Genomic DNA, 13,971 nt, shown 5'->3' on the forward strand with positions numbered 1-13,971 from the left:
TCGAGTGGAGAGAAATCCATGCTGTACCTGACCGCGGCGGTCGTGATCCTGACCGGACTGACGCTGCTGAACCTCCTGCTGATGCTCGGCGTCATCCGGCGGCTGCGGGACCACTCCGAGCGCTTCACGCAATTGACGAAGTCGGTCATGCCCGAGGTCGCGGTGCTGGCCGCGGGCAGCCCGGTGCCGGAGTTCGCGGCGACCACCCGCGACGGCGACACCGTCTCCGGCGCGGCGCTGGAGCCCGAGACCCTCATCGGCTTCTTCAGCCCGTCGTGCAAGCCCTGCAAGGCGATGCTGCCGAAGTTCGCGGACTACGCGCGCTCGGTCCCGGGCGGGCGGGAGCGGGTGCTCGCGATCGTCGTGCAGGACGCGGACCCGGCCGAGTACCTCGCCCTGCTGTCGCCGGTCGCGCGGGTCGTTTTGGAGGAGCCGGGCGGTACCGTCGCCGCCGCCTTTGATGTTTCCGGCTTCCCGGCCGTGTGCCTGATCGGGCCCGACGGCACCGTCGCCGCCAGCGGGATGCACCTGCAGGACCTGCCGCGGGCCAAGGCACTCGCGGGCCGTGGCTGACTCGACCGCGCGGCACGTCGCCCGGCTGGTCTGGAAATCGGCCAGGTGGATCACCGGGGCGCAGGTCACCGTCACGGTCGCCGAGGCGCTCGCCCCGGTGACCATGGCGTGGCTGACCAAGCTCGTCCTCGACCGGCTCGCCGGCACGGGTCCGGTGCTCGGGCTGGTCGCCGCGCTGGCCGGGATCGGGGTCCTCGCGGCGGCGCTGCAACGGCTCGGCGTGTACCTGCGCAACGAGATCGACCGCCGGGTCGGCGCGGCCGCGATCGACGAGCTGTTCGCGGCGACCGGGCGGTTCGTCGGGCTGGCCCGCTTCGAGGACCCGGCGTTCCTGGACCGGATCCGGCTCGCCCGGCAGGGCAGCGACGGGGCCGGCGCGCTCGTCGACGGCGTGCTCGGCCTCGGCCGCGGCGTGCTCCTCCTGGCCGGGTTCATCGGGGCGCTGCTCACCATCAGCCCGGCGATGACCGGGCTCCTGCTGCTGGCCGCCGTGCCGATGCTGCTCGCGGAACTGGCGCTGTCGCGGCGCCGGGCCAGCACCCGGCGGCGGGTCGAGCCCAACCACCGCCGCGAGTACTTCTACAGCCAGCTCCTCACCGGCGTGCGGGCGGCGAAGGAGATACGGCTGTTCGGTACCGGCGGATTCCTGCGCGGTTTGATGCTCGGCGAACGGGCCACCGCCGATGCCGCCCAGCGCCGCCTCGAACAGCGCGAGGTCGGCGTGCACACGGTGCTCGCGATGCTGTCGGCGGCCGTGGCCGGGGGCGGCCTGGTCTGGGCGGTGCTGGCCGCGCGCCGGGGCGAGCTCAGCATCGGCGACGTCTCCATTTTCGTGACGGCGGTCGCCTCGGTGCAGTCGGGCCTCGCGATGGTGGTGGCCACGACGGCCGGGCTGCACGGGCAGGGCCTGCTGTTCGGTGAGTTCGTCGCGGTCCTGCGGGCCGAGCCGGACCTGCCCGTCGGCACCGCGCCGCTCCCGGCCCTGCGCGGCGAGATCCGCCTGCGCGACGTGTGGTTCCGTTACAGCGACGAGCATCCATGGGTGCTGCGCGGCGTCGACCTCACGGTCCCCGCCGGCGCCACCGTCGCCCTCGTCGGCCTCAACGGCTCCGGCAAGAGCACGCTCGTCAAGCTCCTGTGCCGCCTCTACGACCCGACCCGCGGCAGCATCACCTGGGACGGTCTCGACCTGCGCGAGGTCGATCCGGCCGCGCTGCGAGCCCGGCTGGGGGCGGTGTTTCAGGACTTCATGGTGTACGACCTGAGCGCGCACGACAACATCAAGCTGGGCAACCTGCGGGCCGGTTCACGCGATCACGTGACGGCGGCGGCCCGGCAGGCGGGCATCGACGAGACCCTGACCCGCCTGCCCCGCGGCTACGACACCCTGCTCACCCGCGAGTTCTTCGGCGAGGGCGACGACAGCGGCCCCGAGGCGGGCGTCGTGCTGTCCGGCGGCCAGTGGCAGCGCATCGCGATCGCCCGCGGGTTCCTGCGAACGGAGGCGGACCTGATGATCCTCGACGAGCCGAGCTCCGGCCTCGACCCCGAGGCCGAGCACGAGATCCACGCGGCCCTGCACGCCGCCCGCCGGGGCCGCACCAACCTGCTGATCTCGCACCGCCTCTCCACCGTCCGCGACGCCGACCTCATCGCCGTCCTGGACGAGGGCCGCATCACCGAGTTGGGTGACCACGCCTGCCTGCTCGAAGCGGGCGGCCGCTACGCCGACCTGTTCCGCCTCCAGGCCGAGGGATACGCGGTCGCATGATCCCTTCGCTGGTACTGACCGCAGGCGCCCTCATCGTGCTCGCCGCGTTCCTGCGCCGCCGCTATCTGGTGGTGACGGTCTACGGACGGTCCATGCTCCCGTCGTACCGCGGGGGAGACCGCCTGCTGGTCCGCCGCACGGGACTCGACAAGCTCCGCCCGGGCAGCGTGGTGGTCTTCCGCAGCCCCGACGCGCCGACCCTTGCCGAGGTGGCCGCCTTCTCGGACGATCCGGTGACCGGGGTGCTGCCCGACGAGCGGCTGCTCATCAAGCGGCTGGCCGCGGTACCGGGCGATCCGGCGCCGGTGGACCGCGTGCCCGCCCTGGCCGCGCTCGGCTCGCCCGTCGTCCCGCCGGGCATGGTGGTGGTGCTGGGCGACAACCCGGCGGTGAGCCACGACTCGCGGGCGTACGGCTACCTCCCGGCCACCCACGTCATCGGCGTGGCGCTGCGGCGGCTATCGGTCGTACAGGCTTAGCTCCTCGGCGTCCGGCGGCTCGAACAGCGGCAGGTGCGCGTCGAGCATGTCGCGCGTGATGGGCCGGTCGTCGTTGCGCGCCGCCAGTCTCCGGGCGAGCTCGTCGACGGGCACATCGAGGTACAAGAGCCGGACTTTGGCCTTGAGAGCGCGGGACCTTTCACGTTTTTCGTCGCGGTCGGCCCGAAACCAGAAGCCGGACTCCAGGATCACGCTCTGACCGCGGGCGAGCAGATCCTGGGCCAGGAGCCAGAAGCGCCGCTCCAGCTGGAGCCGGGCGGGCAGGTCGAACGGGTCGAGCAGCCACTCGTCGGCGCACAGCCGGACGGCGGGCATCTCCTCGGCCAGCCGCTTGGCGACGGTGGTCTTGCCCGACCCGGGCAACCCGCACAGCAGCACCAGGGTCCCGGGTTCCGATTGACCCCGCACCGTGGCGACTACCTCGCTCGTGTGTACGAACGTATCGAACTGGTAGGACGTCGTGATGGTCTCGACCCACTCGTCGACCTTCGCTCGCGGCAGCCGGTCCAGGTCCCGGGCCAGCATCCGCAGGACCATGCCGATGGCCAGGGAACTCTGCGGATGGCGGCCAGGACCCCAGGCCGCGCCGGCCACCGCCATGACCAGCCGCTCGTAGGCCGCGCCGAGCACGTCCGGCGAAGCGCCGGCGGTCGCGGACACCCACACCCGGATCAGGCTGTGCGCGATCGACTCGGGATCGCCGACATCGTGGGCGACGAAGCCCTCGACGGCATAGGGCAGCCGGTCGAGGAGCGGTTCCAGGGCATGCCGGTACTGCTCCCCGCCGACGTCGTTGCGCAGCTCATGGGCCCACCTCGCCAGCCGGTCCGGCATGTAGCCGGAGAACCCGCCACCGCGCTCGAACGCCCGGACCCAGCTCTCCGGTCCCTCACCGAGGACCCAGTACACGTCGATCGGCCTGGCGTCCGGACCGTGGTGGTCCGACAGCTCGACGTCCCGCGGGCCGCCCGCCTCCCAGACGGGCCGGGCGTCGAGCACCTCGACGAGCGACAGCCAGGCACTGTGGCTCAGCGTCGACTGCCAGCCCAGCGCCAACCGGCCGACCCGGTCGGCCGGATCGTCCTGGCCCGGGAACAGCTCGGAGCCGCGGACCGGACCGCCCGCCGTGAGCAGCAGCACCAGGTTGAGGCCGTAGCGGGCCGGCCGCTCGCCGCCCGACAGCGAGGTCGGCTGGTAGGCGCCGACCGGCACGTCCAGCCGCGCGTACGCGTGCTGGAACGCGCGCAGCAGCCAATCCCGCACCGCCGGGTCCGCGGGCCGCAGCAGCTCCCGGGCGAACGGCAGCGTGCTGGAGCCCTGGCCGGTCAGCGGGGCGAAGCTGAGCAGCGAGTACAGCAGGTCGTCGTGCGCCGGCGCCGTCCGCAAGCCCCGCAGCCCCGCCGCCTCCCGGGCCGTGACGTCCCCGAGCAGCCGGACGACGAGCCGCGCCACCAGGTACTCCCCGAACGTGGCGTGCAGGAACTCGTACGTGCTCAGCCGGCGGACGTCCTGCACCGCCTCCGCCCGCTGGATGAAGAAGAACCGGCCGACGGCCCGCTCCGCCGGCGTCTGGGCCGCCGCGAAGCCGAGGCCGGGCGCCGGCGCGGACGCCATGCCGAGCGCCTCGAGGTCCTGGTCCAGCTCGCCGGTGGTGACCCAGGGCCGGCCCCGGTTCGCCATCGCGAACGCGACCACCGCCAGCTGCAGCAGCTCCCGCTCGACCGCGTCGGCCTGGCGGTCGACCGGCACCGGCCGGTCCTTGCGCAGCTCCCGGACGGCGAAGGCGGTCAGGAGCCGCTCGTACAGCGCCGACCGGCTCAGCTCGGCCGCCGACCGCAGCGCGTTGTCCTGGGCGTCGTAGAGGGCCAGCATCAACAGCAGCAGCGGCTGACCGGCCAGCTCCGGCTGCCGGGCCACCGCGTCCGGCGTCAGCGGCCGCAACCCGCGCTCCCCGAACAACTCCGCGTTCGCCCGGTTCCACACCGCGAGCCAGGCCTCGACCTGGGCGTCGTCGAAGGCCTCGAGCCGCACGATCGTGCTGCCCTCCGGGAGCGGCGCCCGGTTCGCCACCGCCGTCCGGCTGGTCACCACCACGGCCACCGGCCGGTTGAGCATCGCCTCCCGCCGCTGGAACTTCGCGACCTTCAGCAGGTAGTCCGACTGGCTCACCCCGGTGGTCTGCAGCAGCTCGTCGAAGCCGTCGAGGAGCACCACCGGCAGCGCCCCGCCCGCCGCCCGGGCCAGCTCGGGCCAGCCGACCTGCTCGCCGGTCGTGGCCCGCACGGCCAGCTCGATCTGGTCCTGGAGCTCGGCGTCGGCCGGCACCTCGCGCAGCGGCACCCGGACCGGCAGGAAGTCACCGCTGTCCAGCCGCGCGGCCAGCACCCGGGTGAGCGCCGACTTCCCGGAGCCGGGCTGGCCCAGCACCAGCAGCGGCGCCGCCGACGCCTCCGCGGTCGTCAGGTGCCCGGCCAGGAACGCCGCCAGGTCACCCCGCGACACCGTCTCCTGCCACCACGACTCGTCGGCCGGGTTGTCCCCCGGACCCCCGGCGCGGACCGCGAAGCGCGGATCGAGGTAGCTCTGCGCCAGCGACGGCAGGACGCAGCCGCCGGTGTCCTGCTCGTCGCCCGCGACCGGCGTGTCGAGGTCGGCGGCGTAGACCGCCGCGAGCAGCCGCCGCAGCTCGCCGGCGCCGTCGCCCCGCACCTCGGTCCGCAGCGCGTCGAGCAGGCCGGCGAGCTCCCGCAGGCCGGCGCCGAGCTCATCCAGCCGCACGTCCCGCGCGTCGGCGTCCGCGCGCCACGCCCACAGCCGGAACTCGCCGATCTCCGCCGACAGGCGCAGGTAGGCGGACTCGTAGCGCTCCGCGGCGACGTCGGGCAACCGGCCGAGCAGCGCCTCCCGCAGCTGTTCCCGCCGGGTGTCGTCGAGCCGGTCGACGACCGCGAGACCGGTCAGGTGCTCGTGCAGGCGGCGGGACTGCCGGACGTACCACTGCCGCAGCTCCAGCCGGAACGCGCCGAACGGCGTCGCCGGACCCGGCGCGGGCACGGCCGCCGCGAGCAGCGCGGGCAGCCACGCGTCGCCGTCGGGGCCACCCGCGGGGCCACCCGCCAGCGCGACCTGCCCGGTCCGGGACAGCTCGGCGTCCTGGAGCCGGATCGGCAGGTCGAGGGCGTCGAAGGCGTCGAACATCGCGGTCACGACCAGGATCGAGTTCGCGGCCTGCAGGCGGCGGCTGCGCTCCAGCCGCGGCGCGTCGCCCGCCCGCTCGCGCAGGCCGGTCAGCAGCCGCGCGCCGGCCTTCGTCGCCGCGCCCTTGATGTCGAACAGGCTCAGGCCGGGCAGGCCGGTGGCCGACGCGAGGCCGGCCACGGCGGTGCCGAGCGCCTCGGCCCCGGCGGGCCTGCCGTCGAGCAGCCGGGCCGCGTCCGCGTAGCTGAGTCCCTTCGGCATCCGTCAATTGTCCGCCACGCGGGCCTCCGGATCGACGAGGACGTCCGGCAGCGGACGGCGGTGCAGCACCACCAGGCCGGCGACCGCGCGGGTCAGGGCCACGTACAGCCGGCTCATCCCGCGCGGTTCGGCGTCGGCGATGGCGGCCGGTTCGACCAGGATGACGTGGTCGTACTCCAGGCCCTTCACCAGGCTCACCGGCACCACCGGCCCCGGCAGACCGCCGGCCAGGGCGTCGGGCGCGATCACCGCCACCGTCGCCTCCGCCGGGGCCTCGTCGAGCGCGGCCCGCACCGCCGAGGCCAGATCGTCGGCCTGTCGGACAACCAAAGTGCCGCCCGGCCGGTACGAGCGGGTCGGCTCGATGCCCGGCGCCAGGGCCCGGGCGGCGTAGTCGGCGATCGTCTGCGGGACGCGGTAGCCGGTCGGCAGGTCCAGCATGCGGATCTCGTGCTTGCCCAGGCGGTCCAGCAGCACCGGCCACGACGGGGACGCCAGGGGGTGCGTCGCCTGGCCGAGGTCGCCGACCACGGTCATCGACGCGTACGACGAGCGGCGGGCGATCATCCGGCATTCCATCGGGGAGAGGTCCTGGGCCTCGTCGAGGATGACGTGGAGGTACGGGTCCGGGGCCGGGCTGTCGTCCTCCGGCGGGTCGGGCAGCAGGGGTTCGGCGAGCAGCGGGACGTAGCCCTCCTCGCCGTGCGGGTCGAAGCCGTCGGTCCAGCCGGTGACCACGTGGCCCTCGCGGCGGATGACGGCCTCGGCCCAGCGCTGGGCCTGGAAGACCTGGTCGTTGTCGATGGACTGGCCGGCCTGGGCCATCGGGGTCAGCAGGCCGGGCGCGTACAGCTCCCAGCCGTCGCGCAGGCCGCAGCTCAGCACGAACGTCGACACCAGCCTCGGACCGGCGCCGAGTTCCCGCAGGCGCCACTCCGGCTCGGGGGCCTTGGGCTTTGCCGGCGGTGGCCCGAGGAGCACGTCCAGCTCGTCCAGCAGCGGGACGTCGTCGACCGACCACTCGGGATCGGTCTGGTACGACCGGGACAGCAGCTCCGCCTCCGCCGGGCTCAGGGTCGTGATCCTGGCCGGGTCGGCCAGCCAGGACAGGACGTCGGCCGGGGTCAGGGGCGGCCACCAGGCGTGCAGGAACCGCAGGAACTCGCTGCGGTCGCGCAGTTCCTCGGTGAACAGGGCGCGGTCCAGGTGGGTCTGGTCGGCCCTGGTCCACAGGGCGTCCAGCAGCGCCTTGCCCGCCCGGGCCCGCGCGCTGTTGGGCCTTCCGTCGTCGCGGACCCGGCGGCGGACCCCGGTCAGGTCGGGCTCGGCGAGGGTGAGGACCTGCCCGGCGTACACGAGGCGGAGGTGTTTCGGGGCGGCCGGCGGGGTCTGCCACATCAGGTCGGTCAGCACGCCCACGATGCGGTCGTGGCCCTTGAGCGCGGCGAGGGCGGCCGGGTCGCGACGGGTGGCGGTGACGCCGTCGACGAGTTCGCCCAGGGCGCGCAGGTGGACGCTGTCCTCGCCGAGGGACGGCAGGACCCGCCCGATGTACGTGGTGAACACCGTGGACGGGCCGACGACGAGGATGCGCCCGTCGGTGAGCCGGCCCCGGTCGGTGTACAGCAGGAACGCCGCCCGGTGCAGCGCCACCTGCGTCTTGCCGGTGCCGGGGCCGCCGGTGATCAGCGTGACGCCGCGGGCGGGTGCGCGGATCGCGGCGTCCTGCTCCTGCTGGATGGTCGTCACGATGTCGCGCATGTGCGGGCCGCGGGACCGGCGCAGGGCCGCCAGCAGCGCGCCCTCGCCGAGCACCCGCAGGTCGCCGGCCCGGTCCGGGGTCAGCACGTCGTCGTCGAGGTCGAGCACCCGCTGGCCCCGGCAGATGATGACCCTCCGGCGCACGACCCCGAGCGGCTGCCCGGACGTCGCCCGGTAGAACGGCGCGGCGGCGGGCGCGCGCCAGTCGATCAGCAGCGGCTCGATGCCGTCGCGGACGCCGAGACGGCCGATCCGGTACGTCTCGCCGTCGTCGAAGTCGAGCCGGCCGAACACCAGCCCCTCCGCCTCGGCGTCCAGGGCCCGCATCTGCGCGGCGGCCCGCAGCACCATGGCGTCGCGCTCGACGAGGCCGGTGAGCGTGCTGCCGGAGGCGCGGTGGTGCCCCTCGGCGGCCAGCGACGCGGACTGCGCGCGCATGTCCTCGAGGCGCGCGTAGACCCGGTCGACGATCTCCTGCTCGGCGGCGATCTCCAGCGTTCTGGTGTCGGACACAGTGCTCCCTCGGTGCGGAGTCCAGGGTGTCCAGCGAGCGTAGGTCCGTCGCGAGCGGCGAAAATCGGTCTTTGGGCCGATTCGTAGGGGTTGCGCGGCCCGTACAATGAAAACTGAGCGGGTCAGCCCCGTCTTGGCTGCTCACCCTCCTGCTGCACGAGCCGGTCCCCGACCTCCAGCTGGTTCCACAGCTCCCGGTCGACCTTGACCTGCAGCTCGGTGCCGTCGTCGAGGCGGACCTCCAGGCGGCGGTACATGTTCGATCCGTCCAGCAGGGCCCGCGACTTCTTGGCGACCGTTCCGCTCCAGCTACCTTCGTTCTTCGTCATGGATCAACCATACGAAACCGGAGGGATCGGACACCTCAGTCCGTGGACCGGTCTTCCGTCTCCGACTTTAGGATGAGGACGGCGGCCCGCAGGAAGTCGTCGCGGCGGCGGGTGGCGTCGGGGCTGTACCAGACGGTCGGGGTGTTCAGGGCGGCCACGGCGTCCCAGTACGCCACCGCCTCGAGGGCCAGGCCGCTCGCCCGTTCCCAGCCGTCCAGGACGTGCCGCGGGGCCTCGTCGCCGTAGCCGACCGCGGCCTGCTTGCGCAGCTCGCCCACGTCCACGCCGGGGTGGCCGACGCCGGCCGTCTTCCAGTCGATGAGGGCGTGGACCCGGCCGCCGGCCAGCACGGTGTTGCCGGGCCACAGGTCGCCGTGGACGAAGACCCGCGGTGCGGCCGGCGGGTCGATCGCGCGCACGAGCGCGTCGGCCTCGGCGAGCAGCGCGGTGGTGGGCATCCGGCCGGCCCGGCGGTCGGCGGCGAAGTCGTCCACCGCGATCGGGCGGGGGCGCGCCGGCAGGTCCGGGCTCGGGTCGATGACGACGGCGTGGACCCGGGCGGCCGCCGCGCCCGCCGAGCGGAGCAGATCGGCCGAGGGCCGCGCGGGCCAGGTGCTGGTGCCGGCCACGACGGTCTCGATCGTCGCCGAGGTGCCGGCCGCGAGCAGGCGCGGGGCGGGCAGGCCGTGGCGCTCGGCGACGAGCAGGGCGGCGGCGTTCGTGGCGATCTGGCCGGCCGTGATCCGGCTGCTCGGCAAGCGCAGGACCAGCGAGTACACCGACCGGTCGGGTGCCGTGACCTCGAACCACCACGGGCTCTCGCCGCCGTGCAGGGACCGGAGCGCCGAGAGCCGCATGACGACAGCCTAAAAACCTCGCGGGTCGGTGCCAACCTCGCGGCCGGGACGCCGCGTTCCAGTACTGACACACAGGCGCACGACCATGGGGGACGATTCGCGTGCGGGTTCGCAAGCTCCTGCCCAACGGGGCCTCGCTGCTGCTGTGCGGGCTGCTCGCCGGGCTGGTGATCGCGGGCGCAGCGTTCCCCGCGGTGCTGATGTCGGGGCTCGCCGCGAAGGCCGGGGCGGACACGTTCGAGGGCCTGCCGACCGACATCGACGTGCTGCCGTCGCCGCAGATCACCTACGTGTACGCGGGCGACGGCAAGACCACGCTGGCGATGATGTACGACGAGAACCGCCGCGACGTGAAGCTCGGCGACGTCTCCCCGGTCATGCAGCAGGCCATGGTCGCGGCCGAGGACAACCGGTTCTACGAGCACAGCGGCGTCGACGCCAAGGGCGTGTTCCGCGCGTTCGTGGCCAACAAGGCGGCCGGCGGCACCGAGCAGGGCGCCTCGACGCTGACCATGCAGTACGTGCGGCAGGCCATCGCGTACTCCGCGCGCACGCCGCAGGAGGTGGTCGACGCCACCGACAAGACGAACATCCGCAAGGTGCGGGAGATCCGCTACGCCGTCGCGCTGGAGAAGAAGCTCTCCAAGCGGGAGATCCTGGAGCGCTACCTGAACATCGCGCCCTTCGGCCACGGGGCCTACGGGGTGTACGCCGCCGCCCACGTGTACTTCGAGAAGGACCCGAAGGACCTGACGCTGGCCGAGTCGGCGCTCATCGCGGGGCTGGTCAAGGCGCCCGGCACGATGGACCCGGCGACCGAGAAGGGGTTGCCGGAGGCGCTCAAGCGGCAGAAGTACGTGCTGGGGCAGATGGTCCTGATGGGCCAGATCGACCAGGCCACCGCCGACGCCGCCGCGGCCGAGAAGCTCACGATCGCCGGCAAGCGCACGCCGGAGGGGTGCGAGTCGATCCAGCGCGACGGGCTCGGCGCCGGCTTCCTCTGCGACTACCTGCGCCGCTGGTGGGGCGATCAGAAGGTGTTCGGCGAGGACGAGTACCAGCGGGCGACGCGGCTGCGCACCGGCGGGTACAGCATCGTCTCGGCCCTGGATCTGCAGACCCAGACGGCGGCGGCCAAGTATGCGCAGGAGCAGCCGAAGGAGGTGGCGAAGAACCAGCAGATCCGGCTCGGCTCGTCCAGCGCGCTGATGCTCGCCGCCGTGCAGCCCGGCACCGGGCGGGTGACCGCGCTCGCGACCAACCGGACGTACAGCAACGACCAGACGAACAACAAGCCGAACACCAACCCGGCCAAGGCGGGCCAGAAGGGCAACTACCCGAACACCACGGTGCCGATGATCACCGGGGACGCGGACATCCCCGGGTACCAGGCCGGGTCCGCGTTCAAGATCTTCACGGCGGTCGCCGCGCTGGAGTCCGGGCTGCCGCTCGCCACCACGATCCAGACCGAGAAGCAGTTCGTGTCCGACTTCCCGATCGAGGCCGGCGCGCCCGCGTCCTGCAACGGCCCGCACTACTGCCCGAAGAACTCCGGCGGCCAGTCCGGCCCGTACAACATGTGGACCGCGTTCGGCAGCTCGATCAACACCTACTTCGTGCCGCTGGAGCAGCAGGTCGGCGTCGAGCACGTGGTGGACGTGGCCAAGCGGCTCGGGATCCAGTTCAACGCGAAGAAGGACGCCGAGCTCGCGGCCGCCCCGAAGCAGTGGGGCGCGTTCACCCTCGGCGTGTCGGCGACCACCCCGCTGCAGCTCGCCAACGCCTACGCGACCCTCGCGGCCGACGGGCTGTACTGCGAGCCGACCCCGATCGTCGAGGTCCGCGACAACAGCGGCAAGAAGGTCGAGGGGCTGGACCCGAAGTGCAGGCAGGCGGTCGATCCGGAGGTCGCCCGGGCCGCTGTCGACATGGCCCGCTGCCCGGTGGGCGACCAGTCGGCGACGGGCAAGTGCAACGGGGCGACGGCGGAGTACGGCAAGAAGTTCGTCGGCCGCCAGATCGCCGGCAAGTCCGGGACCACCGACTCGGAGAAGAGCGCCACGTTCACCGTCATGACCAAGCAGCTGGCGGTGTCGGGCTTCCTGACCGACCCGGACTATCCCGAGACCGACCAGAACATGCAGCACGCGCCGGTGAACTACGCGGCGCTGGGCGTGCTGCGCGACGGCCTGGCCGGGCAGCCGCAGGTGAAGTTCACCCCGCCGACGAAGGAGCGCGCGCAGGGCAAGCTGGTCGACATCCCGCCGGTCAAGTGCCTCCCGGTCGATCAGGCCCGCGACAAGGTGGCGAAGGCGGGCTTCTCGGTCACGGTCGCGGCCGCCCAGATCGAGTCCCAGTGCCCCGCCGGTACCGTCGACCGGACCAACCCCGCCGGCGCCACCACCAAGGGCGGCCCGGTGGAGCTGGTCGTGAGCAAGGGCGGCCGGTAGTCACTCGGCGCGCTTGAACCAAAGCGCATGATCACTCGGCGTCGTGCAGGACGAGGCCCAGGGCGCGGCGCACACCGGAGCGGACGGTGCTGACGCCGTGGCGGACCGGGGCCGCCGTCCAGCCGCGGGCCGAGCGCAGCGGCCGGTCCCGGGTCGTGAACACCAGGCCGTGCCCGCGCCGCAGCGGCGTCGTGGTGCCCCGCGACTGGGCCCGCGGCCGCTGCTCGACGAGCAGGAACTCCCCGCCGGTGTAGTCGGTGCCGTAGTCGTCCAGCCCGATCACGACCTGCAGCGGGAACACGAGCTCGCCGTAGAGGTCGCGGTGCAGGGCGTTCCAATCCCCGCGCTCGTACCGCAGCAGGATCGCCGTCGGCTTCCGCTGACCGGCGGCGTGGCACATGTCGGTCCACTCCTCGAGGGTGTCGGGCCACGGCGCGGGCCGCCGCAGCCGCTCGGCCCACTCGCGGGCGATCGGGAGCAACATGCGGTACAAGATGCGGCGTTGCTCTTGCATGGGCGCCGGGAACGGGCGCTTGAAGTATTTGTAGTGGCCGGACCCGAACCGGTGGCGCGCCATGTCGACGGTCGAGCGGAACAGGTCCTCGCGGTCGAACAGCGCGGCGATCTCCCGGCACTCGTCGTCGTCGAGCAGCGGGCCGATCGGCGCACAGCCGACGTCGTCGAGTTCGCGGGCCACCGCGTTCCAGTCGGTCACCCACCCATCCTGACCGGCGGTGACCCTGCCTGGCTTGCGGAAATCGGACCTCGCGCTTCCGTAGGGTGGGTGCCATGAGAGTCGCGGTGATCGGTGGCAGCGGCCACATCGGCACGTTCCTGATTCCCCGCCTGGTCGCGGCCGGGCACGAGGTGCTGAACCTCAGCCGCGGGCAGCGGTCGGCCTACGTCGAGGACCCGGCCTGGAGCGAGGTGCGGCACGTGACCGGGGACCGGACCGATCCGGAGTTCCCGGCGCTGGTCGCCGCGCTGCAGGCGGACGCCGTGGTCGACCTGATCTGCTTCGACCTGGCGTCCGCGGACGCGCTGGTCGTGGCGCTGCGCGGGTCGGCGGGACATCTGCTGCACTGCGGGTCGATCTGGCGGCACGGGCCCAGCCGGCGGCTGCCGGTGACGGAGGCGAACGGGGCGCCGCCGTTCGGGGAGTACGGGATCGCCAAGGCGGCGATCGCCGCCGCGCTCAAGTTCGAGACCCGCTCGGGCGGGCTGGTCACGACGTCGCTGCACCCCGGGCACATCGTCGGGCCGGGCTGGCACCCGGTCGGGCCGCTCGGCAACTTCGACCCGTCGGTGTGGCGGCGGCTGTCGGCCGGGGAGCCGCTGGACGTGCCCGGGCTCGGCGCGGAGCTCATGCACCACGTGCACGCCGACGACGTGGCGCAGGCGTTCGCGCTCGCCGTCGCCAACCGGGACGCCGCCGCCGGCGAGGACTTCGACGTGGTGGCGCCGTCGGCGCTGACCGTGCGGGGCTTCGCGGAGTTCGCCGCGGGGTGGTTCGGGCAGGCGGCCACGCTGCGGCCGGTGTCCTGGGAGGAGTTCCGGGCCGCCTCCGACCCGGGCCCGGCCCAGACGAGCTGGGAGCATCTGGTGCGCAGCCACTACTGCAGTATCGACAAGGCGCGGGCGCTGCTGGGGTACGCGCCGCGGTACGAGCCGGAGGAGGCCGTCCTCGAGGCGGTGCGGTGGCTCGTCGACCGAGGGCAGCTCGACGTCGCCAATCCGCTGCGTCGATAGAGTGTGCGG

General features: G+C 73.4%; 10 protein-coding genes. 5 read left to right on the top strand and 5 right to left on the bottom strand.

Annotated features, from left to right (window positions below):
- Positions 1-18 precede the first annotated feature (18 nt).
- Genes ACQPZ4_RS21570 through lepB form a run of 3 tightly spaced genes read left to right on the top strand, consistent with a single transcriptional unit; the run spans position 19 to position 2,823 of the window.
- Positions 19-573, top strand: a complete 555-nt coding sequence (locus ACQPZ4_RS21570; RefSeq protein WP_433063987.1) for a TlpA family protein disulfide reductase — start codon at positions 19-21, stop codon at positions 571-573.
- Entirely contained in the window at positions 566-2,344 is a 1,779-nt protein-coding gene (locus ACQPZ4_RS21575) for an ABC transporter ATP-binding protein (RefSeq protein WP_433063990.1), read from the top strand. The genes ACQPZ4_RS21570 and ACQPZ4_RS21575 overlap by 8 nt, the downstream gene beginning before the upstream one ends.
- Positions 2,341-2,823, top strand: a complete 483-nt coding sequence (lepB, locus tag ACQPZ4_RS21580) for a signal peptidase I (RefSeq protein ID WP_433063993.1) — start codon at positions 2,341-2,343, stop codon at positions 2,821-2,823. Before ACQPZ4_RS21575 ends, lepB begins: the two co-directional genes overlap by 4 nt.
- Here the strand turns inward: lepB and ACQPZ4_RS21585 are convergent.
- From ACQPZ4_RS21585 to ACQPZ4_RS21600, 4 genes are all read right to left on the bottom strand, one after another.
- Entirely contained in the window at positions 2,803-6,303 is a 3,501-nt protein-coding gene (locus ACQPZ4_RS21585) for an AAA family ATPase (protein WP_433063996.1), read from the bottom strand. The genes lepB and ACQPZ4_RS21585 overlap by 21 nt on opposite strands.
- Positions 6,304-6,306: 3 nt before the next feature.
- On the bottom strand, positions 6,307-8,577 hold the full coding sequence (locus ACQPZ4_RS21590) for a HelD family protein (RefSeq protein WP_433063999.1): 2,271 nt from the start codon (positions 8,575-8,577) through the stop codon (positions 6,307-6,309).
- Positions 8,578-8,699: 122 nt separating this feature from the next.
- Positions 8,700-8,906 carry a DUF7489 domain-containing protein gene (locus ACQPZ4_RS21595; RefSeq protein ID WP_433064002.1) on the bottom strand — a complete coding sequence of 69 codons (207 nt, stop codon included), beginning with the start codon at positions 8,904-8,906 and terminating at the stop codon, positions 8,700-8,702.
- Between the two features lie 35 nt (positions 8,907-8,941).
- Entirely contained in the window at positions 8,942-9,763 is an 822-nt protein-coding gene (locus ACQPZ4_RS21600) for a phosphotransferase family protein (RefSeq protein WP_433064005.1), read from the bottom strand.
- Positions 9,764-9,864: 101 nt separating this feature from the next.
- Between ACQPZ4_RS21600 and ACQPZ4_RS21605 the strand changes: the two genes are divergently transcribed.
- Entirely contained in the window at positions 9,865-12,213 is a 2,349-nt protein-coding gene (locus ACQPZ4_RS21605; protein WP_433064007.1) for a transglycosylase domain-containing protein, read from the top strand.
- Between the two features lie 31 nt (positions 12,214-12,244).
- Here ACQPZ4_RS21605 and ACQPZ4_RS21610 read toward each other — a convergent pair whose 3' ends face one another.
- Positions 12,245-12,928 carry a 2OG-Fe(II) oxygenase gene (locus ACQPZ4_RS21610; RefSeq protein ID WP_433064010.1) on the bottom strand — a complete coding sequence of 228 codons (684 nt, stop codon included), beginning with the start codon at positions 12,926-12,928 and terminating at the stop codon, positions 12,245-12,247.
- A gap of 74 nt (positions 12,929-13,002) precedes the next feature.
- Between ACQPZ4_RS21610 and ACQPZ4_RS21615 the strand changes: the two genes are divergently transcribed.
- Positions 13,003-13,962, top strand: coding sequence for an NAD-dependent epimerase/dehydratase family protein (locus ACQPZ4_RS21615; RefSeq protein WP_433064013.1), 960 nt, complete (start codon positions 13,003-13,005; stop codon positions 13,960-13,962).
- The last annotated feature ends 9 nt before the right edge of the window (positions 13,963-13,971 follow it).

Source organism: Dactylosporangium sp. CS-033363, assembly GCF_050942475.1.
GTDB lineage: Bacteria > Actinomycetota > Actinomycetes > Mycobacteriales > Micromonosporaceae > Dactylosporangium.